This window comes from Blautia sp. 2227st1_G12_2227SCRN_220401 (genome assembly GCF_039062885.1).
In the GTDB taxonomy this organism is placed as follows: Bacteria; Bacillota; Clostridia; order Lachnospirales; family Lachnospiraceae; genus Blautia_A; species Blautia_A fusiformis.
Map to the genome: position 1 here is coordinate 1 of NZ_JBCLNI010000010.1, position 22,308 is coordinate 22,308.

A 22,308-nucleotide genomic window follows, 5' to 3' on the forward strand; every position below is an offset into this window, starting at 1 on the left:
GGGATGATCGTGTGGAAATGGAAGTACAGGGAACCAGAGAAGAAATCCGGGAGATGGTAGAACGCCTTTCTCAGCAGAGCTTTGTGGAGATCGAGGGGATTGAAGCGAGGGAAATTCCACTGGAGGAGGAGTTTGGCTTTCATGTGAGAGGATAGTGAAATGGCCGGTTCATTCCAGCTCCAGTGCCAGATACAACAGAACAGCGTCCCGGAATTTTCGGGGATTGAGACCACATTTTTTATAAATGTGGTTTAATTTATATTGAAAAGTATTTTTGTGGAGAAAAAGCTTCTCTGCGGCATCAGCCAGAGACATTTCCAGGGAAAAATAAGTTCGCAGAAGGTTCTTTTCATCCGGGGACAGCTGATAACCAAACAGCAGAACAGTTATTTGGCTGCTGAGCTGCGCAGAGAATATCCGCCTGACACGTAAATGAACATTTCACGTTTCCTGTACACGGAATGATAGAACGGAGAGTACGGATATCAGCTTTACATAAAAATCATACAGGAGGAAAATAAAATGAAGGTAGTAACAGCGATCGATTCTTTTAAGGGCAGTATGACATCCATGGAGGCAGGCTTTGCAGCTGCTGAAGGTATCCATCGTGTGGATGCGGACGCAGAAGTTCAGGTAAGACCACTGGCAGACGGTGGAGAGGGAACCGTGGAAGCCCTTGTCGCAGGAATGAACGGAAAAACAGAGCACGTAAAGGTTACGGGGCCTCTTGGCGAGCCGGTGATCTGTGAGTATGGCATCATCGAAAGCACAAAGACCGCAGTGATCGAAATGGCTGGTGCAGCAGGGATCACGCAGGTGCCGGACGAAAAAAGAAATCCTCTTTATACCACAACCTACGGTGTCGGTGAGGTGATCAAGGACGCCATCGAAAAAGGCTGCCGCAGATTTATTGTGGGTATCGGCGGAAGCGCCACCAATGACGGTGGTGTGGGAATGCTTCAGGCACTTGGCTATGCATTTCTGGATAAAGACGGAAAGCAGGTCCTTCCGGGAGCAAGGGGCCTGAAAGACATCACAGAGATCACAGCTGCCTATGTGATCCCGGAGCTTGCAGAATGTAAATTCCGTGTTGCCTGTGATGTCACAAATCCTCTTTGCGGAGAGCTTGGATGCAGTTCCATCTACGGACCGCAGAAGGGTGCTACGCCGGAGATGATCCAGGACATGGATCAGTGGCTGGGTGCTTACGCAGAGCTTGCAAAGGAGCGTTTTCCGAAAGCAGATGCAAAGTATCCGGGAACAGGTGCTGCCGGCGGAATGGGATTTGCATTCCTGACCTTTACCGATGCAGTCCTGGAATCCGGGATCAACATCGTGCTGGATGAGACAAAACTTGAGGACTACATCAAAGACGCGGATCTTGTGATCACAGGTGAGGGACGTATGGATGGACAGACAGCCATGGGAAAAGCGCCGGTAGGTGTTGCAAAGCTTGCAAAGAAATATGGCAAAAAAGTGATCGCCTTTGCAGGTGCCGTACAGCGTGACGCAAGAGCCTGCAACGATGCAGGGATCGATGCCTTTTTCCCGATCCTCCGCGGAGTGGTAACTCTGGAGGAGGCCATGAAAAATGAGAATGCAAAGCAGAATCTGGCAGATACTGCAGAGCAGGTTATCAGACTGATGAAATAAATAAAAGGCATATGATTCGTAAATTTCAGGATTCCTGCAGAAATACAGAGCGTGAGTGTCTGATCTGCTGTAAGAATAAATTTGGTGAAAGACGCTGAGAAGACATTGGATGATAATACAAAAAAGACAGGCCACTTCAGAAGCCTGTCTTTTTTGTGGTTTATAATTTGTAAAAATAAGGGAGCTGTAACCGGATTAAATCAATTTATGGGGATTTCAGTCTTATCCTTCGATCGGCTCAAAATCCACAGCGCCATGCTTGCACAGCGGGCAGATGATATCTTCCGGAAGTTCATCGCCTTCATAGATGTATCCGCAGACTTTGCATACCCAGCCTTTTTTGCCCTCGGTCTGTGGCTTTGGCTTTACATGTTTCTGGTAGTAGGTGTAAGTCATGGTATCCTGATCGCTCATGACACGGGCCTCTGTGACGCTGCAGATGAACATTCCGTGAGTGCCGAGATCCACATAGTTTTCTACCTTCAGCGACATGAAAGCATTGATATATTTGTCCAGGAATACCAGGCCGTTGTCGGAGTGGTTTACTTTCTGTCCGGCAAATTTATCGGTGCTTCTGCCGGACTGGAAGCCGAACTGCTCAAAAACAGAGAACGGAGCATCTGTGGACAGGCAGTTTACGTTCATGATACCGGTCTGCTGGATCACGTGGTGAGAGTAGTTTGCCTTGTTGATGTTGACAGCCACGCGATATGGGTTGTCGGTAAGCTGTGTAACGGTATTGACGATCAGACCGTTGTCCTTTTTGCCATCGTTGGAGGTTACCACATAGAGGCCGTAACCGATGCGGAACAGAGCAGTCATATCATTCTTGTTGGCAAGGTCATCGCTTTTTGCAATGTATTCCTGGCAGAGCTCATCAGCCATAGCTTCCATCTGCCTGCGGTTTTCTTCGTTTACTGCAGACATGATCTTAACTGTGGTATTCAGCCAGCTGATCTTTTTGCATTTGGAAAGCATTTCTTTCATAACCTTCGCTGCCAGCGGTGCCCAGGTTCCGTTTTCAATCAGTCCTACCGTGCGGTTCTGGAAGTTGTGCTCTGTCAGTCGGGTAATAAAGTCGTTCATAAACGGATAGATGCCTGCATTATATGTGGTGGTTGCGAGAACCAGTTTGGAGTAACGGAAAGCATCGCTCAGTGCCTGGGACATATCGTCTCTTGCAAGATCATAGACAACAACGTTTGGACATCCTTTGCTGCGGAATTTATCGGCCAACTGCTGAACGGCCATTTTTGTATGACCGTATACAGAAGTGTAGGCGATCACGATTCCGTCATCCTCCGGTGTGTAGGAAGACCAGGTATCATAGAGGCTAATATAATGTCCAAGATCTTCAGTAAGAACCGGTCCGTGGAGCGGGCAGATGGTCTGGATATCCAGAGCTGCGGCTACTTTCAGAAGGTTCTGCACCTGCACACCATATTTTCCAACGATGCCGATATAGTATCTTCTTGCCTCATCGTCCCATGGTTCCTCTGCATCCAGGGCGCCGAATTTTCCGAAGCCGTCTGCGGAAAAAAGAACCTTTTCTGTGCTGTCATAAGTGACCATAACCTCCGGCCAGTGAACCATCGGTGCAAATACAAAAGTCAGATCGTGTTTTCCAAGGGAAAGGGTTCCGCCGTTATCTACGATGATCTGATGACCTTCCAGATCCAGGTCAAAGAAGTTCTGCATCATGGCGAAGGCTTTTTTGTTGGAAACAACGATGGTGTCCGGATAAGCCTTCAGGAAGTTTGCGATGTTGGCTGCGTGATCCGGTTCCATATGCTGTACGATCAGATAATCCGGTTTCCGGTCACCCAGAACTTTCTGGATATTATCAAGCCATTCGTGAGTAAAATTTGCATCTACCGTATCCATAACCGCAATTTTTTCGTCCAGGATCACATAGGAGTTGTAGGACATGCCGTTCGGAACTTTGTACTGGCCCTCAAAAAGGTCAACCTGATGATCATTAACGCCTACATATTTGATGGTATCTGTGATTTTCATGAGCGATTCCTCTTTTCTTTCTATGGTGGATTTATTTATATGCTTCAGTGATTTGTTTGTTTCTTAACTTTGATAAAAATATAACAGAAATTGATGGCAAAAACTGTTGCAAATACAACAAAACAGGAAAAATTTCCAGACTTTACATTTTTTTCGTGCTGGTATAAAATCAGAAACATGCAGCAAAATAAAATGCGGATAGTTGCTTTGAGAGTCCTCTTACATAGTCTTGTATGCAAAGAGGAAAGTACAGATATGCGGAAGAGTATTTTGCCGGTGGGAGGAAAATTTATGGAGCATATCACTTTATTTACGGATATTTTGCCCGAAGAACAGGAAAGAATGCGTGTCTGCTTCAAAGTCCGGGAGAAAGTTTTTCAGAATGGAGAAACCATCATGGAATATTCCAGCTCCATAAAAAAGATCGGTCTGATCCAGGAGGGAAGAGCAGTTCTCTACTGCTGTGACGAGGATGGAAATGAGTATGTCATCGATGAACTGAATAAGGACAGTGTATTTGGCGAACCGTTTCTGCTTCCGTCAGATTCCCAGCATTATTATGTATGTGCCACTACCGTGACGAAGGTGCTGTTTATTGATTATGAGCATGTGATCAAGCGCTGTGAAAATGCCTGTCATCATCACAGCCAGATGGTCAGTAATCTTCTGCAGATGACAGCTCTCCGTTCCAGGCAGCAGACGGATCGGATATACATGCTTTCACGATCCTCCACCAGGAAGAAGCTGATAGCTTATCTGCATTCTCTGGCTGCGGAAAAAAATGCCGGGAAATTCAAGCTGCCCATGTCCTATACCGCACTGGCCCAGTACTTAAGTGTGGACCGTAGTGCCATGATGCGGGAGATCAAAAATCTTTCGGATGAGGGTGTGATCCGAAGAAATGGACGGAATGTGGAGCTGCTTAAATAGAGGAGAAGATCATCATGAATGTTACAGTAAGAAAATACGAAGAAAAAGATCTTCCGGATCTGATCCGGATATGGAATGAGGTTGTAGAAGACGGTGTGGCTTTTCCACAGGAAGAATGCCTTAACGAAGAGACAGGAAAAGCTTTTTTTTCAGAACAGACCTATACAGCTGCAGCAGTAGATGCGGAAAGCGGAAAAGTTTACGGACTTTACATTCTTCATCCGAATAATATCGGAAGATGCGGTCATATCTGTAACGCCAGCTATGCGGTAAGCAGAGAGTCCAGAGGACTTCACATAGGAGAAAAGCTGGTATCCGACTGCCTGACCCGGGGAAAAGAGCATGGTTTTGGTGTCCTGCAGTTTAATGCGGTTGTGGCCTGCAATGTTCCTGCAAGACATCTTTATGAGAGACTTGGATTTACCCAGCTTGGCGTGATCCCGAAGGGGTTCCGTATGAAGGATGGACATTATGAGGATATCTGTCCGTATTATCATGAACTGTAAGAGAATTTTGAAAGGATTTTTAAATGAAAAATCTTCAGATCACTGCATACATGCAGCATTTTATACGGCAGCAGGTCATGCCGGGAGACATCTGTATCGATGCAACAATGGGAAATGGCAATGACACGGTTCTGTTAAGCCAGCTTGCAGGAAAAAGGGGACGGGTTCTGGCTTTTGACATTCAGAAGCAGGCACTGGAACATACGAAGGAGCGACTGAAAAGAGATAACTGTCCGGAAAATTATCAGCTTCTTCTGGAGTCTCATGAGAATATGGATGTTTATGCAGGAGCAGAAACTGTGTCCTGCATCACCTTTAATCTGGGATATCTTCCTGGCGGAGACCATTCGGTGGCGACCAGAGCAGACAGCAGCATAAGAGCGGTAGAAAGCGGACTTAAGCTTCTGAAAAAAGGCGGACTTATGACACTTTGTATTTACAGTGGCGGGGATACGGGATATCAGGAACGGGATGAGATGCTTGCGTTTATCCGTCAGCTGGATCCTCATAAATATCTGGTGATCCTGTCGGAATATGCAAACCGGCCTAATGATCCGCCCATACCGGTGCTGATCATCAAACTGCAATGAAGACATAAATCGGTTACTGTCCGAAATACAGGACACAGAGCCCGGAGGGAGCTATCATGAATGATTACATATATTATTATCTGCTTGCAGTCAATATCCTGGCCTTTGTGCTTTTTGGAGTTGACAAGCAGAAAGCCCGTCGTAATAAATGGCGGATCCCGGAGAAGACCTTGATCTTAAGTGCTGTTATCGGTGGCAGCGTCGGGGCGATCCTTGGCATGAGATTTTTTCACCACAAAACCCGAAAAGCCAGATTTGCAATTGGTGTACCGGTGATACTGCTGGTGCAGATTGGTGTGGTGTGCCTGGTACAGTGGGCGATGAAGTAAAACTATGAAGGCAATAACTATAAATGCAATAACCATAAATACAATACCTGTCTGAAAAAAATAAGACAGCTGTCACAGGACAGAGGAGAGACCAATACTCCACGCCTGGGGCAGCTGTTATTTTTTTCATAAAAGGATGCTCAAAAATTCCTTCTTGACAAATACTTTTATGATGATATAATTTGATAATCAAAATATTTTAAGATAAAAGATAATTCAGAGAACAGCAGTACAGATTTATACAGACTGATTTAAGACAGATATCATGGAGAAAAATATGACAGGTAAAATATGTGGAACCGGTTCGTGGGCACCGGACAGAGTGTGGGATAACAACGATCTGGCAAAGATGGTGGAAACCAGTGATCAGTGGATTCGGGAAAGAACCGGTGTGGTACAGAGACATATTGCAAAAGAGGACGAAGATACTGTGACGATGGCAGCGGGGGCAGCATTAAAAGCTCTGGAAGACGCAGAAATGAAGGCAGAAGAAATCGATCTGATCCTTGTGGCAACCATTTCTCCAACAGAGATCATGCCCTGTGTGGCATGTGGGGTGCAGGAGCGACTCGGAGCGGAAAAGGCTACCTGCTTTGATCTGAACGGCGCCTGCACAGGATCTCTTCTGGCACTGAACACTGCGCAGGCATACCTGGCCCAGGGAATATATAGGAATGCCCTTGTGATCGGTGCGGAAAAACTGTCCGGTTTAACGGACTGGACAGATCGTGGCACCTGCATTCTTTTTGGGGATGGTGCGGGAGCAGTCGTGCTGAGAGCAGAAGAGGGTGGAAGCTATGCACAGGTAACCCATTCCATTGGAAAAAAAGGCGGTGCACTTACCTTACAGAGCAGAAATCAGATCCGTTATGAAAATGATCCGAAGGCAAAGGAAACCTACATACAGATGAACGGAAAGGAAGTGTTCAGCTTTGCCGTGAGCAAGGTACCGGAGGCTGTGAAGGAGCTTCTTTCCCGAGAGCAGGTTTCCTGTGAAGATATCAGTTATTATCTTCTCCACCAGGCAAATGAGCGCATCATCCGTTCTGCAGCAAGGCGGCTGGGCGAAGACATTTCCAAGTTCCCTATGAATATGGACAGATACGGCAATACTTCTTCCGCAAGTCTTCTTATCCTCCTGGATGAGATGAAAAAAAGTGGAAAACTGCAGCGGGGTGACAGAATGGTCCTTGCAGGCTTCGGCGGCGGACTGACGTACGGAGCAAGCCTGATCGAGTATTAAAGCCCCTGTTAATGAATTGTTAAAATAAGGCTACGTAGTGAATGCGGATGTTTTTATCCGCTTGATCCAAATAAACCGCGGATGCTTTTATCCGCTTGATTTAATTTTCCGGAGGTAAAAGATGAAAACAAAAGTTACAGAATTACTTGGTATTGAATATCCCATCATCCAGGGCGGTATGGCCTGGGTGGCAGATCATCACATTGCGGCAGCAGTATCCGAGGCAGGCGGCTTGGGACTGATCGCAGCGGCAAACGCACCGGCAGAGTGGGTGCGTGAGCAGATCCGTGAGGCGAAAAAACTGACAGATAAGACTTTTGGTGTAAACATCATGCTGATGAGTCCAAGTGCCGATGAGGTTGCGAAGATCGTAGTAGAAGAAGGAATCAAGGTAGTAACAACCGGTGCCGGAAGCCCGGAAAAATACATGGAAGCATGGAAAGCTGCCGGAGTAAAGGTGATCCCGGTTGTTGCATCTGTAGCTCTTGCAAGAAGAATGGAGCGCTGTGGCGCAGATGCAGTGGTAGCAGAGGGAACCGAGTCCGGCGGACATATCGGTGAGACAACCACTATGGCGCTGGTACCGCAGGTCGTGGATGCAGTAAAGATCCCGGTAATTGCAGCAGGTGGAATTGCAGACGGTCGTGGGATCGCGGCAGCCTTTATGCTAGGTGCAGAAGCCGTACAGATGGGAACCCGATTTGTGGCAACAGAGGAATGTCACGTACATGAGAATTACAAACAATTCCTTCTGAAAGCCAGGGATATCGACACAAGAGTAACCGGCCGTACCACAGGTCATCCGGTCCGTACCTTAAGAAACCCTATGACGAAGGAATATCTGGAGAAAGAAGCTGCAGGTGCATCCTTTGAAGAACTGGAAATGCTGACACTTGGTGGCCTCAGGAAGGCTGTTGTTGACGGCGATGTAAAAACCGGAAGCGTTATGTCCGGACAGATCGCAGGTATGGTAAAGGATGTACCGACCTGTAAGGAGCTGATGGCAAGACTGATCAGAGAGACAAAAGAGACTGTAAAGAAAAACAGTTTTCTTGTGGAGGAATAATAAATGGGAAAAACAGCATTCATCTTTCCGGGACAGGGTGCACAGAAGGCCGGAATGGGAAAAGATTTTTATGAGAAATACGATACAGCAAAGGATGTTTTCGACTCTGCCGGTGAGTGGCTGGATCTGGATATGAAAGCACTTTGCTTTGAAGAAAATGACAGGCTTGACCTGACTGAATATACACAGGCTGCACTGGTCACTACCTGTCTTGCCATGGAGAAGGTGGTAGAGGAGATGGGACTTCATCCGGATGTAACTGCAGGATTAAGCCTTGGCGAGTACTGCGCTATTGAAGCTGCCGGCGGCATGGAGCTGAAGGATGCTGTTACTACCGTGAGAAAAAGGGGAATCCTTATGGAGCAGGCAGTTCCGGCAGGTAAGGGAAGCATGGCAGCAGTTATGGGAATGGAGACAGAGAAGATCGAGGAAGTGCTTGCAGACATTGCAGATGTAAGCATTGCAAACTACAACTGTCCCGGCCAGATCGTGATCACAGGCCTTGCGGAGGCAGTTGCGGAAGCCTCTGAAAAGCTGAAGGCAGCCGGAGGAAGAAGAGTGATCCCGTTAAATGTCAGCGGACCGTTCCACTCCGCAATGCTTGCCACTGCAGGAAAAGAACTGGGAAAGGTTCTGGAGGGTGTCACACTTCATGAACTTAAAATCCCGTATGTGACAAACGTGACCGCAGAGTATGTGGAAGATCCGGCGGAAACAAAAGCACTTCTGGAAAAACAGATTTCTTCTTCCGTGCGCTGGCAGCAGAGTGTGGAAAATATGATCCGTCAGGGAGTAGATACATTTGTTGAGATCGGACCGGGAAGAACCCTTGCCGGATTTATGAGAAAGATCGACAGAAATGTAAAAGTATATAGCATCCAGACCATAGAAGACATGGAAAAAGTCTGCCGGGAATTGGTATAAATATTGGAAAAAAAGATAAAGAATCAAAAATAAAGCAGGCATAGTGCAGCAGACAGAAATGCCAGGTAACAAATGCGGATCACGGATGACCGCATAACATCAGAAAGGAATTCATATGTCAGAGAAAAAAATCGCAGTTGTAACAGGCGGTGCACGTGGGATCGGGAAAGCCATCGCCCTGGAGCTTGCAAAAGCAGGAAACCTTGTAGTGATCAATTATAACGGCTCAGAAGAAAAAGCCCGGGAAACAAAAGCAGAGATCGAGGCAGCCGGCGGCCAGGCAGATATCCTGCAGTGCAATGTGGCAGATTTTGATGCATGTGAAGCTTTTTTCAAAGCTGTTGCAGAAAAATACGGACGTGTTGATATCCTGGTAAATAATGCCGGAGTTACGAAGGACGGACTTCTCATGAAAATGAGTGAGGCAGATTTTTCCAGAGTTGTTGACATCAATCTGAAAGGAACCTTCAACTGCATCCGTCATGTGTCCAGAATGATGCTGAAGCAGAGAAGCGGCCGGATCATCAGCCTTTCATCGGTGGTAGGCCTTCGTGGAAATGCAGGACAGGCCAATTATGCGGCATCCAAAGCCGGGATCATCGGTCTTACAAAATCCGCTGCAAAGGAGCTGGCATCCAGAGGGATCACGGTCAACGCCATTGCACCGGGATTTATCAAAACAGACATGACGGACGTGCTTTCTGACAAAGTAAAAGAAAATATTGCGGCATCTATCCCCATGGGAAGCATGGGAACAACAGAAGACGTGGCAAAGGCAGCTGCATTTCTGGCATCAGACGGTGCACGTTACATCACAGGACAGGTACTTCGCGTAGACGGCGGAATGGCAATGTAAAGAAGGCTCCCCGGAGTCAGGAGGATAGATTGATGAAAAGACGAGTAGTAGTAACAGGACTTGGAGCAGTAACACCGATTGGAAATGATGTGGAAAGCTTCTGGAACGGAGTAAAAGAAGGAAAGGTGGGGATCGGACCGATCACCCGTTTTGATACGACCGGATACAAGGCAACACTGGCAGCAGAGCTTAAAGATTTTGTGGCAAAGGATCGCATGGATCCGAGAACTGCAAGAAGAATGGAGCCTTTTTCCCAGTATGCGGTAGCAGCTGCACTGGAAGCAGTGGAAAATTCCGGGCTTAAGATGGAAGAGGAAGATCCGTACATGGTAGGCGTTATCATCGGCTCCGGTGTGGGAAGTCTTCAGGCTACCGAGACCAATGAGAAGAAGCTTATGGAAAAAGGTCCTTCAAGAGTGGATCCGCTTCTTGTTCCGAAGATGATCACAAATATGGCAGCCGGAAATGTTTCTATCGCTACCGGCGCAAAAGGAAAATGCACCAACGTGGTAACGGCATGTGCGACAGGAACACATTGTATCGGAGATGCTTTCCGTGCCATTCAGTATGGTGATGCAGATGTAATGCTTGCCGGTGGTACAGAGGGAGCTGTCTGCCCTATCGGTATCGCAGGCTTTGCAAGCCTTACTGCACTGAGCACAAGTGAGGATCCGCTGCGTGCATCCATTCCGTTTGATAAAGACAGAGGGGGTTTTGTTATGGGCGAGGGTGCAGGTGTGGTTGTTCTGGAAGAGCTTGAGCATGCCAAAAAGAGAAATGCCAATATCCTGGCAGAGGTTGTGGGATACGGTGCAACTGCAGATGCTTTCCATATCACATCTCCGGCCGAGGACGGAAGCGGCGCCGCACGTGCTATGGAAAATGCCATGAAGGAAGCAGGTGTTGCACCGGCGCAGGTAGATTATATCAATGCACACGGAACCGGAACACATCACAATGACCTGTTTGAAACAAGAGCTATCAAGCTTGCGTTTAAGGACGCTGCCAAGGATGTAAAGATCAATTCCACAAAATCCATGGTGGGCCATCTTCTTGGCGCAGCAGGAGCTGTTGAGTTTATCGTATGCGTAAAATCCATTCTGGACGGATTTATCCATCAGACAGTGGGAACAACAGAAACAGAGGAGGAGCTTGATCTGAACTATATGATCGGCGCTCCGGCAAAACAGGAAGTTCGTTATGCAATGAGCAATTCCCTTGGATTTGGAGGACACAACGGAACATTGCTTGTAAAGAAGTATGAGGAGGACTGAAGCTATGGAATTTAACCAGATTCTTGAACTGATCGATCACGTATCTGCATCAGAGCTTACTGCCTTTACATATGAGACAGCAGATCTGACCTTAAGTATGGAGCATGGAAAGCCGCAGATCATCCAGGGGGTTATAGGAGAAACTGTGGAAAACATTCCGGCAGTAGGAATGACCGGTGGAAAAGTCCGCAGGGCAGTGAATACAGCACCGGTGGCAGGCAAAGATCCTGTGGTACCGGCTTCAACAGATGAAATGGCAGTGACAATGACAGGAAAAACTGTGGTAGAAGCACAGGGAGTGAAAGGTACTGAGCAGTCGGAAACCGTACCACAGAGCGGGGAAGATCAGACAGGCAGCCTGGTAACATCTCCGCTGGTAGGAACCTTCTATGCTGCACCGTCCCAGGATCTTCCGCCTTACGTTCAGGTGGGAGACAAGGTAAAAAAAGGCCAGGTTCTTGCAATCGTGGAAGCTATGAAGCTGATGAATGAGATCGAAAGTGATTTTGACGGCGAGATCGCAGAGATCTATGTGGAGAACGGACAGCCGGTAGAATACGGTCAGAAGCTTTTCCGTATCCGATAAGTACCTTCAGATCAGAATCAGAGAATAAGAAAAATTATTGTTTCAGGAGGATAGAGAATGAAGCATCTTGATGTAAAACAGATCGAGGAGATCATTCCACACAGACATCCGTTTCTGCTTGTGGACTATATTGAAGATTATGAGCCGGGTGAATTTGCTGTCGGATATAAATGTGTGACCTTCCGCGAGGATTTTTTTCGGGGACATTTTCCCCAGGAGCCGGTAATGCCGGGTGTTCTGATGGTAGAAGCGCTGGCACAGGTGGGTGCGGTAGCCATTCTTTCCCTGGAGGACATGAAGGGAAAAACCGCTTATTTCGGAGGTATCAACAAGTGTAAATTCCGCAGAAAGGTAGCTCCGGGAGACAAGCTCCGTCTTGAAACAAAGATCATCCGCAGAAAGGGTCCTGTAGGCATTGGTTCTGCAGTGGCATCTGTGGATGGCGAGGTTGCCGTAGAGGCTGAGCTTACATTTATGATCGGGTAAGGTGATTGTATGATTCGAAAGTTACTGATCGCCAACAGAGGCGAGATCGCGGTGCGTATTATCCGTGCCTGCAGAGAAATGGGAATTGCCACAGTGGCGGTTTATTCTGAGGCAGATGAGGAAAGCCTTCACACACAGCTGGCGGACGAAGCAATCTGTATCGGACCGGGACCATCTGCACAGAGCTATCTGAATATGGAACAGATCATCAGTGCAACCATGGTTTCCGGTGCGGATGCCATTCATCCGGGATTTGGTTTTCTTTCTGAAAATGCCAGATTTGCGGAGCTCTGTGAAAAATGCGGGATCACATTTGTGGGTCCGCCATCAAAGGTCATCCGTATGCTGGGCAACAAAAAAATTGCAAGAAGCACCATGATCGCAGCTGGTGTTCCGGTAGTTCCGGGCAGCGAAGGGGATGTGGAGGATATTGAAACCGGTCTTAAGGAAGCTGAGAGGATCGGTTATCCGGTGATCATCAAGGCAGCTCTTGGCGGCGGCGGAAAAGGCATGCGTGTGGCAAACACACCGGAGGAATTTCCGGAAGCCTATGCAACCGCCAGAAAAGAGTCTGAGATCGCTTTTGGCGACGGTACCATGTATATTGAACATTTCGTGGTAAATCCGAGACATATTGAGTTTCAGATCCTTGCAGACAGCTTCGGAAATGTGATCCATCTGGGAGAGCGTGACTGCTCCATCCAGAGAAATCATCAGAAGATGATCGAGGAATCTCCAAGTGCTGCAGTTTCTCCGGAATTAAGAGAAAAAATGGGGCATGCGGCGGTGACGGCGGCGAAAGCAGCCGGTTACGTAAATGCGGGAACGATTGAATTTCTTCTGGAACCGGATGGAAAATTCTGGTTTATGGAAATGAATACAAGGATCCAGGTGGAACATCCGGTGACAGAGTGGGTAACAGGTATCGATCTTGTAAAGGAGCAGCTGAAGATCGCTTCCGGAATGCCTCTTGAGATCGCTCAGGAGGATGTCCGGATCCAGGGACACGCCATTGAGTGCAGGATCAATGCTGAAAATCCTCAAAAAAATTTCCGTCCTTCGCCGGGAACTATCCAGGGAGCGCATTTTCCGGGAGGAAACGGGATCCGTGTGGATACCTGTGTGTATAACGGCTGTAAGATCCCGCCATATTATGATTCCATGCTTGCGAAGCTGATCGTTCATGCAGGTAACCGAAAAGAAGCCATTGCAAAAATGCAGAGTGCTCTTGGTGAGGTGATCATTGACGGAATCGATACAAATATTGACTATCAGTACGAAATCCTGAAAGATGAGGATTATCAGTCCGGAAACTTTGACACTGGCTTTCTTGCCAGCCATATCATTGCGGGAGTGAAGATCAATGAGAATTAAGCACATGTTCAAAAAAACAGTCAGGGATATCCGGGGTGAGGAACAGGAAAACATTCCGGAGGTGCCGGATAACCTGATGCGTAAATGCAACGCCTGCAAAGCGGCGGTTTTTGTAGACGAGGTAAAGCAGAATCAATACATCTGTCCCCACTGCGGAAATTATTTCCATGTACCCGCTTATCGTCGGATCAAACTGATCGCAGACAGAAAGAGCTTTGTGGAGTGGGATGCTCACATGGAAGAAAAGAATCCCCTTCAGTACAGAGGCTACGAAGAAAAGCTTCAGGGGCTTCGTGAAAAGACAGGGCTTGATGAGGCTGTAGTTACCGGAAAATGTACTATAAAAGGGACACCTGTGGCACTTGGTGTCTGTGACTGCCGTTTCATGATGTCCAGTATGGGAGAAGTCGTGGGGGAAAAGATCACGCGGGCTTTTGAACGTGCCACAGAGGAGAAGCTGCCGGTAATCCTCTATATCTGTTCCGGCGGTGCCAGAATGCAGGAGGGCCTGGTTTCCCTGATGCAGATGGCAAAAACCAGTATGGCCATCCGGAAGCACAGCGATGCTGGACTTCTTTATGTGCCGGTCCTCACAGACCCGACAACAGGCGGCGTGACGGCAAGCTTTGCTATGCTGGGAGATATTATCCTGGCAGAGCCGAAAGCGCTGATCGGTTTTGCAGGTCCCAGAGTGATCGAACAGACCATCGGACAAAAGCTTCCCAAAGGCTTCCAGAGAGCGGAATTTCTTCTGGAACACGGCTTTGTGGACAAGATCGTAAAGCGTGAGGAGCAGAGGATCGTATTGGCGGATATTCTGAGATTACATCAGGATAAAGTCCTGAATAATGTACAGTCCGATAATACGGATATTAAAAATGGGTTCAAGTCTGACAATCAGGAATCGATGAAAACTGTTGAGGAAGATAATAGGATCTGGCCGGACTTCGTTCCATCCGGAGATTTCACTCCCTGGGAACATGTTCAGCTTGCCAGAGCCAAAACACGTCCTACAGGAAAGGACTACATCGAAGCGCTTTTTGACGATTTCATGGAATTTCACGGAGACCGTCACTGCGGGGATGATCCGGCAGTGATCGGTGGTGTGGCATTTTTCCACGGACAGCCGGTAACTGTCCTTGCACAGGAAAAAGGAGAGGGTACAAAGGAAAACATTACCCGGAATTTCGGAATGGTATCTCCGGAGGGGTACTGGAAATCCCTGCGCCTGATGCAGCAGGCAGAGAAATTTCACCGTCCGGTGATCTGCCTTGTAGATACACCAGGCGCATTCTGCGGGCTGGAAGCAGAGGAACGTGGACAGGGTGAAGCCATTGCAAAAAATCTCTATACACTGGCAGGTCTCACAGTGCCGGTGCTTTCCGTTGTGATCGGTGAAGGCGGAAGCGGAGGTGCCCTTGCCTTGGCGGTGGCAGATGAGGTATGGATGCTGGAGCATTCCGTTTATTCCATCCTGTCCCCGGAGGGCTTTGCCTCCATTCTCTGGAAAGACAGCAAAAAGGCAAAGGAAGCAGCAGCAGTGATGAAGCTCACAGCTGCAGACCTTTACCAGATGGGGATGATCGAGCATGTGATTCCGGAAGCAGAGCCTGTAAGCCGTGAGAACATAAATGATATTGCGGGTTATCTGGAAAACGGAATTGCGGATTTTCTTGAGAAATATGGCGAAGAAGAGCCGGAGAAGCTTCTGGAACATCGCTATGAACGTTTCCGGAAAATGTAGAAGCAATAAGTGCAGTGATTTTGTAGCCCGCAAAGTAAAAATCCAGTGGAAAAAATGCCATATTTATGTTACGATGGCTTCATAAACAGAGAACCGGAGAAGCCTTTTTGCTCCGGAGAAACAGGAGCGGGTAGAGTGGACAATCGGGAAGTTATAAATGACGTGCTGGTGAATCTGTTCAATGAGATCCTCCGACTGGAGGAGGAAGCCATCATCACAGATAAATATAAAGATATTTCCAACAATGATATGCACATTATCGAGGCTGTAGGTCTTGGAGGGGGGAACATGTCCTCCATTGCAGCCAAGCTTAAGATCACTGTAGGCTCCCTCACAACATCTATGAACAGTCTTGTAAAAAAAGGCTATGTGAAGAGAGAGCGAAGTGAGAAGGACCGGCGTGTGGTATTTATCCAGCTTACAAATAAGGGACGTATGGCATATCATCATCATGCGGAGTTTCACAGGCAGATGACAGAAGCGGTGATCGCAGAGCTGAATGAGAATGAGACAGAAGTGCTGGTAAAAGCACTGGACGGACTGCGTAAATTTTTCAGACAGTATCATGAACAATGAAGAAACGTATAATAAAAGCATCCGGATCGGTAATAAAGGACAATTACCGATCCGGATGCTTTTTACATAACAGGCATTTTCGACACGGACATTTATTGAAAATGATATTAAATGTCGCCTTTGTTTTTGTGATACGAGAGTTTATTCGTCCCAGCCATCCTGGAAACGGATATTTACAGAGATATTGCGGACAACGTCTCCCTCCTGAAGCTCCAGATCGCTCTCATCGGAAACCGGAGGAAGCTTTCCCTCAAATTCCATAAGCTCTGTGTAGATCCAGTCGTATGCAGCTGCATTGGCATTTTCGATGGCATCATCCAGCGTGTCACCGTTGGCTTCACAGCAGGCAAGATCCGGAAAAAAAGCATTGTATTTTTTGTCCTCTGTGGGACGGAAAACTGCGGGATATATAAATTTCATAGGTAAGATTCCTTTCTTTTTTAAAATGAAGTGATCCGTGTAATACCATGAATATGGATAGTTTTACCTGACCTAGTACAGCGAATATTAAGTAACCGCCATATTGACTTGTCTGATTTTTCATCTGCTGCGTTGTCGTCAATCGTCGTAGCCACCGCTACGCCTCATTCCTCCGCCTTGCAGATGAAGAAATCATCCTGCGTCAATATAGCAGAAACTTAATTTTCGCTGTACTAGTAAGTATATACCAATTTCAGAATGAGGGCAAGCGAGTTCATGATCCAATGAAAGATCTAAATAAGAACAGCAGAGTTTTGGGAATGTTATAATCAGAAAATTGTCGTATATAAGTAAAAATGATAGATATATAACCCTTTTTGTCCTTGTATATAGGAAATATAGATGCTATACTGTGTAATACAGAGTATGAACGGGGGTTCGAAAGACCTGACGGGAGGCACAGCTATGATTTATACAGCTTTGACGAAAAAAGCTATGAAGGTGGCGTACGAGGCACATCATGGACAGACAGATCGAAGCGGGACACCTTATATCTTTCATCCATTTCACGTAGCGGAGCAGATGGATGATGAACTCAGTGTATGTACGGCACTTCTGCACGATGTGATAGAAGATACAGAGATCACATTTGAGGATCTTACCGGAGAATTTCCGGAAGAGGTTGTGGAGGCCTTACGTTGTCTTACAAGAGATAAGAATATGAATTATTTCGATTATATCCGGAAGCTTAGGAAGAATCCGATCGCAAAAAAAGTGAAGCAGGCTGATCTGCTCCACAATTCTGATGTAACACGTCTTTCTGACTGCGAAAATATGTCTACTGAACAGATATCACGGCTGCATGGAAGATATAAACGGGCTTTGGAGATACTTCATGATGCCAGGTGATATTATTTTCGCACAAGTCATTTATTGACTTTTATTCAGTTTTTTCATGCGCATGATCCACACAAAATATCCGTGACCTCAGATATTATTGTGGATCTTCTTAGTGGAAGTATGGATTTCTTGCATTGATCTCTATGTAGCATTTGATCGCATATTTGATAAATTCTATGATTTTTTTCATTTTATTTTCCTCCTCTTTTCTTTAACTTACAAATGCATTATAATAAACTCTCGGAAACATTACGTGCCAAAAACACAGAAAAAGTAGTCAAATATTGCGGAGAGAAAAATCCATGTTTCCAGTATACGAAGAAAAAAAGAAGAATCTCCATATTCATCTGCGGACCTCAGCCCATGCTTCACCTCATCTTCATAATTCCATAGAGTTTATCTATATCACAGAGGGAACTCTGGAGCTTGGTATGGGACAGGAGCTTTATCATATGGAAAAGGGAGATTTTGCAGTGATCTTTCCGGATGTGATCCATCACTATCAGGTGTTCTCTCCGGGAGAAAACAAAGCAGTCTATCTCTGGGCAAAGCCGGTATTGACTGGTCAGTTTGCGGATATCATTCAGAACAGCTGTCCGGAAGACCCGGTTATAAAAAAGGAGCAGGTGCATCCGGATATTGTAAATGCGGTACGGTGTCTCAGGGCAAACCGCAAGGAGAAGGATGATAATCTTGCAGTGGAACAGGCGTATGTGCAGATCTCGGGATTTGAAAGTCAGAGGACTTTTAACCGGGTATTCCGGGAACGGTACCGGATGACACCAAGAGAATACAGAACATTATATAAGGAAAAATATTTACGAGAGGAACAGACATGATCACAGTAGAGCTGGAACATTTCAGCCTTGATAAAATATGCGATTCCGGACAGTGCTTCCGGATGAGAAAGCTTGGAGACGGACATTTTTCCATGGTGGCGGGAGACCAGTATCTGGAAATGTATCAGAAAGACGGAGTGGTGGATTTCTGCTGCTCTCAGGAGGAATTTATCTGTTACTGGGTGCTTTATTTTGATCTGGATACGGATTATGAAGCTTACATGAATGCTGCTAATCCACGGGATAAATATCTGGGTGCCGCAATAAAGGCAGGAGACGGGATACGGATATTAAGACAGGATCTCTGGGAAATGATCGTTACGTTTCTGATATCTCAGCAGAACAATATCAAGCGTATCCGCAAATGTATCGAAACCATCTGCCGGAAGTACGGAGAGCGAAAAAATTCATCTGCAGGTGTGGAATACTACGCTTTTCCGACTGTAGAGGCGCTGAGTCAGGCAACGGAAGAGGAGTTAAGAGGATGCGGCCTGGGATACCGGGCAAAATATATCGCAGTAACGGCCAGGACCATTGCATCCGGTCAGATCTCCCTGGAAAAAATCTATGATATGCGTTACCCTCAGGCAAAGAAGGAGCTGATGAAACTCTGTGGTGTGGGAGAAAAGGTAGCTGAATGTATCTGCCTGTTTGCACTGCATCATATGGATGCTTTTCCCATAGATACCCACATCCGTCAGGTCATGGACGTGCATTACAAAAGAGGATTTCCTAACCGCAGATACAGAGGAATGCGTGGGATCATGCAGCAGTATATTTTTTACTATGACTTGTACTCATAGACTGCGGATGCTATCATAGGTGAAAATAAAGGAAAAATCCACGGAGGAAAAAGTAATCAGAAAATATTTACTGCGATTGAGACAACCACGTATAAAAAAGAAAGAAAACAGATATTATATCCGGGGCTATAAGGGAACGGAAGTGATCATCCGTACAGATCATGAGATCCTGAAGCGGATTGCCTACAGGCGTACCTGCGTGAAACAAGTCTGCATTCCTGGAAGATATGAAACAGAAACAAAATATATCTATACAAGAAAAGAAAACAGAAGAAGCCGCCCAGTCATAGTTCCGGGCATTCCGACCGGGAGTGAGACTGCTATGCCACGTGCCGTGCGGACAGTGCTCCATGCTCTTTCCTATGGCGGGATCGAAGTGGAGGCTTCCAGAAAGCTGGCAGATCTTAAGAAGATGGATCCTATGAGGATCTTTTACAGGACACTGGATGCGGAAGTTTATAACGGAGACTATAAAGTGCCGATCCGTCTGTTTTTTCCAACAGAAGAGGACATGGAAAACGGTGCCGCCTCCGGAAAAAAACCACCGGTGATCCTGTTTTTCCATGGCGGTGGCTGGGTTACGGAAAGTGTAGAGAATTATCAGCGGGTTTGTGCCAGAATGGCACAGTCTACCGGTCAGATCGTGGCGTCTGTTGAATACAGACTGGCACCGGAATACCGTTTCCCGGTGGGACTGATGGATTGTTATGCAGCTGCGAAGACTTTTTACACCAATCGTTTTCTTCTGAATACGGATCCGGATCGTATCACCATTATGGGAGATAGTGCAGGCGGAAATCTGGCAGCGGCTGTATGTATGATGGCCAGAGACCGCAGAGAATTTTTTCCAAAAAAACAGATCCTTATTTATCCGGCACTGAACAACTGTTATACGGAAGAATCTCCTTTTGAATCCGTAAAAACAAACGGGACCGGCTATCTTCTCACAGCGGAGAAGATGGAAGACTATCTGAAACTCTATGAGAGTTGTCCAGAAGACAGGAGGAATCCCTATTTTGCGCCGATCCTGGAGAAGAATTTTCGAAATATGCCGGATACACTGATACTTACCGCTGAGTTCGATCCTCTTCGGGATGAAGGGGAGGCATTTGGTGAAAAACTGAAGGAAGCGGGAAATCGTGTGGAAGTGCACAGGATCGCAGGTGCGTTTCACGGGTATTTTGCACTGGGGATCAAATTTCTGCATGTGCAGGAGAGCTTTGCATATGTAAATCGTTTTCTGGAAACAGAGGAACAGGAAGAAGGAAAGCATCATGAAGAACGAATATGCACAGTGGAGAAAACTTGACAATGCGGCGTTGGCGTTCCCGGCGGTGACAGGAAAGAATGACACCAGGGTATTTCGTTTTTACTGTGAACTGAAAGAAGAGATAAAAGAAGAAAACCTGCAGGAAGCCCTGGAGAGGACATTGGAAAAATATCCTCTTTTCCGTGCAGTTTTAAGAAAGGGACTGTTCTGGTTTTATCTGGAGAGACGTGATATTCCGGCAGTGGCAAAGAAAGAAGCAGGTGCACCCTGCAGCGGACTTTATATTCCGGACAAAAAAACGCTTCTTTTTCGGGTGAGCTATTATAAGAACAGGATTAATTTCGAGGTATTTCATGCGCTGACGGATGGAACGGGAGCCATGCATTTTCTGATGGAGCTGGTGAAAAATTATCTTCAGGAGACGCACCCATCCGCAGAGCTTCCGGAGCTTTTTTCGGATGAAAACATTACGGGCAGGGATATGGAGGAGGACAGTTTTTCCCAGTATTATTCCTCCGACGCGCCAAGAAAGAGAGAGTCCAAGAAGCCTGCCTTCCAGTTAAAAGGTGAGAAGCTCAGGCAGGAGGATATGAATATCACGGAAGTCTGTGTTCCGGTAAAAGAGATCCACGCCCGTGCAAAAGCGGCCGGTGTGTCGATCACGGTTTTTCTTACGGCAGTACTTATCTGGGCGATCCATGAAGAAGTGCCTCAGAATCAGGCGAAAAAGCCCATTGGTTTGATGATCCCGGTAAATTTGAGAAATTATTTTCCGTCCCGGTCTATGGCAAATTTTTTCGGATGGATCGAGATCAGCTGTTATTTTCAGCCTGATACAGCCTTTGAGGATATTCTGAGATCCGTAAAGGAGCAGTTTGCAAAGGAACTGAGTAAGGACGTGATCGAAGCAAAGCTGAATGATTTGGTAAGCCTGGAGAAAAATCCGATCCTGCGTCTGGTACCACTGGAGATCAAAACCCCGTTCCTTCTTGCCGGGACGACTCTCGGAGGGAGGTCTATCACGGCGATCTATTCCAATGTGGGGATCATCCGGATGCCGGAGGAATATCGGAAATATATTCAGAGATTCGGACTTTTTGCAAGCACGGACAGTCTGCAGCTGTGTTCCTGTTCTTTTGGAGATGAGATGGTTTTAAGCTTTACGTCCAAGATCCCCAATGGAAATATTGAGCGGAATTTTGTGGAGAGACTGAAAAATGAGCAGGTATCCTGTAAAATTCGGGAGAATGATCTTCCGGGACAAAAAGAGGAGCAGAAACAGCAGATGAAGCTTTTTGAGAGCTTTACATTTCTGTGTATTGTGCTAGCTGTGGTATGTAATCTGATCGATTATCTGCTGGATGGTCATATAGGCTGGGCCTGGTTTGTGACTGCAGGGGCGTTCTGCACCTGGCTGATGGTTTCAGTGGCTTATGTGAAGCGGCGGAATCTTCTGAAGAATGAGATGTGGCAGCTGGTGATCGCAGCTGTTGCAGGAGTGCTTTGGGATGTGTTTACCGGCTGGCGTGGCTGGTCTGTGGATTATCTGCTTCCTCTGGCTTCGCTTGCTGTGATCTGCTCCATGTGGGTGATCACTGCGGTACAGAAGCTGGAGGTGGCGGAATATATGATCTATCTTCTGGAAGCAGGAGCTTTCGGAGGAGTGATCCCTGTGATCCTGTTGGCTGCCGGTGTGGTAACGGTGCTGTATCCGTCGCTGATCTGCATATGCGTCAGTTTCCTGATGCTGATATGGCTGTTCCTGTTTAAGAGGAAAGATATGGTGCGGGAGATGCAGAAGAAATTCCGTGCATAGAAAATAAAAACAACCGTCGATCTGCAGAGGATTTTTTGAAGATCTGTCTGCAGACCGGCGGTTTTTTGATCAAATCAAGGGAGTCTCCTGCAGGGGTGCGAAAAGCA

At 46.8% G+C, this 22,308-nt stretch carries 23 protein-coding genes; 20 read left to right on the forward strand and 3 right to left on the reverse strand.

Annotated elements, in window-relative coordinates:
• Positions 1-168: 168 nt before the first annotated feature.
• Entirely contained in the window at positions 169-417 is a 249-nt protein-coding gene (locus ABCM67_RS06765) for a helix-turn-helix domain-containing protein (RefSeq protein WP_342992703.1), read from the reverse strand.
• A gap of 105 nt (positions 418-522) precedes the next feature.
• On the opposite strand from ABCM67_RS06765, the gene ABCM67_RS06770 reads away from it, so the two are divergent.
• The gene (locus ABCM67_RS06770; RefSeq protein ID WP_147603195.1) at positions 523-1,653 is read left to right on the forward strand and encodes a glycerate kinase; all 1,131 of its coding nucleotides are present in this window, start codon (positions 523-525) and stop codon (positions 1,651-1,653) included.
• A 222-nt stretch (positions 1,654-1,875) separates the two neighbouring features.
• Here ABCM67_RS06770 and ABCM67_RS06775 read toward each other — a convergent pair whose 3' ends face one another.
• The gene (locus tag ABCM67_RS06775; RefSeq protein WP_021652771.1) at positions 1,876-3,669 is read right to left on the reverse strand and encodes a flavin reductase; all 1,794 of its coding nucleotides are present in this window, start codon (positions 3,667-3,669) and stop codon (positions 1,876-1,878) included.
• 291 nt (positions 3,670-3,960) lie between these two features.
• Between ABCM67_RS06775 and ABCM67_RS06780 the strand changes: the two genes are divergently transcribed.
• The 14 genes from ABCM67_RS06780 to ABCM67_RS06845 all read left to right on the forward strand — a co-directional run bounded on the left by ABCM67_RS06780 (position 3,961) and on the right by ABCM67_RS06845 (position 16,153).
• Complete coding sequence (locus tag ABCM67_RS06780) at positions 3,961-4,599, forward strand: Crp/Fnr family transcriptional regulator (protein ID WP_288161747.1); 639 nt, start codon at positions 3,961-3,963, stop codon at positions 4,597-4,599.
• A gap of 14 nt (positions 4,600-4,613) precedes the next feature.
• On the forward strand, positions 4,614-5,105 hold the full coding sequence (locus ABCM67_RS06785; protein ID WP_342992684.1) for a GNAT family N-acetyltransferase: 492 nt from the start codon (positions 4,614-4,616) through the stop codon (positions 5,103-5,105).
• 23 nt (positions 5,106-5,128) lie between these two features.
• Positions 5,129-5,695 (forward strand): class I SAM-dependent methyltransferase, encoded by a 567-nt coding sequence (locus ABCM67_RS06790; protein ID WP_278603411.1) that lies wholly within the window; start codon positions 5,129-5,131, stop codon positions 5,693-5,695.
• 56 nt (positions 5,696-5,751) lie between these two features.
• Positions 5,752-6,024, forward strand: a complete 273-nt coding sequence (locus ABCM67_RS06795; protein ID WP_022427174.1) for a DUF1294 domain-containing protein — start codon at positions 5,752-5,754, stop codon at positions 6,022-6,024.
• A 277-nt stretch (positions 6,025-6,301) separates the two neighbouring features.
• On the forward strand, positions 6,302-7,267 hold the full coding sequence (locus ABCM67_RS06800; protein ID WP_015525537.1) for a beta-ketoacyl-ACP synthase III: 966 nt from the start codon (positions 6,302-6,304) through the stop codon (positions 7,265-7,267).
• 121 nt (positions 7,268-7,388) lie between these two features.
• Complete coding sequence (gene fabK, locus ABCM67_RS06805; RefSeq protein WP_022427173.1) at positions 7,389-8,333, forward strand: enoyl-[acyl-carrier-protein] reductase FabK; 945 nt, start codon at positions 7,389-7,391, stop codon at positions 8,331-8,333.
• 3 nt (positions 8,334-8,336) lie between these two features.
• On the forward strand, positions 8,337-9,257 hold the full coding sequence (fabD, locus tag ABCM67_RS06810) for an ACP S-malonyltransferase (RefSeq protein WP_147603199.1): 921 nt from the start codon (positions 8,337-8,339) through the stop codon (positions 9,255-9,257).
• Positions 9,258-9,372: 115 nt separating this feature from the next.
• Complete coding sequence (fabG, locus tag ABCM67_RS06815) at positions 9,373-10,113, forward strand: 3-oxoacyl-[acyl-carrier-protein] reductase (RefSeq protein WP_147603200.1); 741 nt, start codon at positions 9,373-9,375, stop codon at positions 10,111-10,113.
• Positions 10,114-10,145: 32 nt separating this feature from the next.
• Positions 10,146-11,387: a beta-ketoacyl-ACP synthase II gene (gene fabF, locus ABCM67_RS06820; RefSeq protein WP_015525541.1), complete on the forward strand. Its 1,242-nt coding sequence runs from the start codon at positions 10,146-10,148 to the stop codon at positions 11,385-11,387.
• Between the two features lie 4 nt (positions 11,388-11,391).
• Positions 11,392-11,973 carry an acetyl-CoA carboxylase biotin carboxyl carrier protein gene (gene accB / locus ABCM67_RS06825; protein ID WP_147603201.1) on the forward strand — a complete coding sequence of 194 codons (582 nt, stop codon included), beginning with the start codon at positions 11,392-11,394 and terminating at the stop codon, positions 11,971-11,973.
• Between the two features lie 57 nt (positions 11,974-12,030).
• Positions 12,031-12,459, forward strand: a complete 429-nt coding sequence (gene fabZ, locus ABCM67_RS06830) for a 3-hydroxyacyl-ACP dehydratase FabZ (RefSeq protein ID WP_015525544.1) — start codon at positions 12,031-12,033, stop codon at positions 12,457-12,459.
• 9 nt (positions 12,460-12,468) lie between these two features.
• Positions 12,469-13,833 (forward strand): acetyl-CoA carboxylase biotin carboxylase subunit, encoded by a 1,365-nt coding sequence (locus ABCM67_RS06835; RefSeq protein ID WP_015525545.1) that lies wholly within the window; start codon positions 12,469-12,471, stop codon positions 13,831-13,833.
• Positions 13,823-15,577: an acetyl-CoA carboxylase carboxyl transferase subunit gene (locus tag ABCM67_RS06840; protein ID WP_015525546.1), complete on the forward strand. Its 1,755-nt coding sequence runs from the start codon at positions 13,823-13,825 to the stop codon at positions 15,575-15,577. The genes ABCM67_RS06835 and ABCM67_RS06840 overlap by 11 nt, the downstream gene beginning before the upstream one ends.
• Before the next feature lie 135 nt (positions 15,578-15,712).
• A complete protein-coding gene (locus ABCM67_RS06845; RefSeq protein WP_022427168.1) occupies positions 15,713-16,153 on the forward strand; it encodes a winged helix DNA-binding protein in 441 nt (146 codons plus the stop codon).
• Positions 16,154-16,294: 141 nt separating this feature from the next.
• Here ABCM67_RS06845 and ABCM67_RS06850 read toward each other — a convergent pair whose 3' ends face one another.
• A complete protein-coding gene (locus ABCM67_RS06850; protein ID WP_015525547.1) occupies positions 16,295-16,573 on the reverse strand; it encodes a type II toxin-antitoxin system HicB family antitoxin in 279 nt (92 codons plus the stop codon).
• Positions 16,574-17,038: 465 nt separating this feature from the next.
• On the opposite strand from ABCM67_RS06850, the gene ABCM67_RS06855 reads away from it, so the two are divergent.
• The 5 genes from ABCM67_RS06855 to ABCM67_RS06875 all read left to right on the forward strand — a co-directional run bounded on the left by ABCM67_RS06855 (position 17,039) and on the right by ABCM67_RS06875 (position 22,201).
• Entirely contained in the window at positions 17,039-17,482 is a 444-nt protein-coding gene (locus ABCM67_RS06855; RefSeq protein WP_022427167.1) for an HD domain-containing protein, read from the forward strand.
• Between the two features lie 293 nt (positions 17,483-17,775).
• Positions 17,776-18,312, forward strand: coding sequence for a cupin domain-containing protein (locus tag ABCM67_RS06860; protein WP_092071734.1), 537 nt, complete (start codon positions 17,776-17,778; stop codon positions 18,310-18,312).
• Entirely contained in the window at positions 18,309-19,115 is an 807-nt protein-coding gene (locus ABCM67_RS06865) for a DNA glycosylase (RefSeq protein WP_021652785.1), read from the forward strand. Before ABCM67_RS06860 ends, ABCM67_RS06865 begins: the two co-directional genes overlap by 4 nt.
• Before the next feature lie 322 nt (positions 19,116-19,437).
• Entirely contained in the window at positions 19,438-20,424 is a 987-nt protein-coding gene (locus ABCM67_RS06870) for an alpha/beta hydrolase (protein WP_342992704.1), read from the forward strand.
• Entirely contained in the window at positions 20,390-22,201 is a 1,812-nt protein-coding gene (locus tag ABCM67_RS06875) for a DUF6320 domain-containing protein (protein WP_342992691.1), read from the forward strand. The genes ABCM67_RS06870 and ABCM67_RS06875 overlap by 35 nt, the downstream gene beginning before the upstream one ends.
• Positions 22,202-22,308: the final 107 nt, after the last annotated feature.

Coding starts and splice junctions, on each gene's coding strand:
- ABCM67_RS06770 (WP_147603195.1), top strand. CDS start 523: ATGAAGGTAGTAACAGCGATCGATTCTTTTAAGGGCAGTATGACATCC.
- ABCM67_RS06775 (WP_021652771.1), bottom strand. CDS start 3,669: ATGAAAATCACAGATACCATCAAATATGTAGGCGTTAATGATCATCAG.
- ABCM67_RS06780 (WP_288161747.1), top strand. CDS start 3,961: ATGGAGCATATCACTTTATTTACGGATATTTTGCCCGAAGAACAGGAA.
- ABCM67_RS06785 (WP_342992684.1), top strand. CDS start 4,614: ATGAATGTTACAGTAAGAAAATACGAAGAAAAAGATCTTCCGGATCTG.
- ABCM67_RS06790 (WP_278603411.1), top strand. CDS start 5,129: ATGAAAAATCTTCAGATCACTGCATACATGCAGCATTTTATACGGCAG.
- ABCM67_RS06795 (WP_022427174.1), top strand. CDS start 5,752: ATGAATGATTACATATATTATTATCTGCTTGCAGTCAATATCCTGGCC.
- ABCM67_RS06800 (WP_015525537.1), top strand. CDS start 6,302: ATGACAGGTAAAATATGTGGAACCGGTTCGTGGGCACCGGACAGAGTG.
- fabK (WP_022427173.1), top strand. CDS start 7,389: ATGAAAACAAAAGTTACAGAATTACTTGGTATTGAATATCCCATCATC.
- fabD (WP_147603199.1), top strand. CDS start 8,337: ATGGGAAAAACAGCATTCATCTTTCCGGGACAGGGTGCACAGAAGGCC.
- fabG (WP_147603200.1), top strand. CDS start 9,373: ATGTCAGAGAAAAAAATCGCAGTTGTAACAGGCGGTGCACGTGGGATC.
- fabF (WP_015525541.1), top strand. CDS start 10,146: ATGAAAAGACGAGTAGTAGTAACAGGACTTGGAGCAGTAACACCGATT.
- accB (WP_147603201.1), top strand. CDS start 11,392: ATGGAATTTAACCAGATTCTTGAACTGATCGATCACGTATCTGCATCA.
- fabZ (WP_015525544.1), top strand. CDS start 12,031: ATGAAGCATCTTGATGTAAAACAGATCGAGGAGATCATTCCACACAGA.
- ABCM67_RS06835 (WP_015525545.1), top strand. CDS start 12,469: ATGATTCGAAAGTTACTGATCGCCAACAGAGGCGAGATCGCGGTGCGT.
- ABCM67_RS06840 (WP_015525546.1), top strand. CDS start 13,823: ATGAGAATTAAGCACATGTTCAAAAAAACAGTCAGGGATATCCGGGGT.
- ABCM67_RS06850 (WP_015525547.1), bottom strand. CDS start 16,573: ATGAAATTTATATATCCCGCAGTTTTCCGTCCCACAGAGGACAAAAAA.
- ABCM67_RS06855 (WP_022427167.1), top strand. CDS start 17,039: ATGATTTATACAGCTTTGACGAAAAAAGCTATGAAGGTGGCGTACGAG.
- ABCM67_RS06860 (WP_092071734.1), top strand. CDS start 17,776: ATGTTTCCAGTATACGAAGAAAAAAAGAAGAATCTCCATATTCATCTG.
- ABCM67_RS06865 (WP_021652785.1), top strand. CDS start 18,309: ATGATCACAGTAGAGCTGGAACATTTCAGCCTTGATAAAATATGCGAT.
- ABCM67_RS06870 (WP_342992704.1), top strand. CDS start 19,438: ATGCCACGTGCCGTGCGGACAGTGCTCCATGCTCTTTCCTATGGCGGG.
- ABCM67_RS06875 (WP_342992691.1), top strand. CDS start 20,390: ATGAAGAACGAATATGCACAGTGGAGAAAACTTGACAATGCGGCGTTG.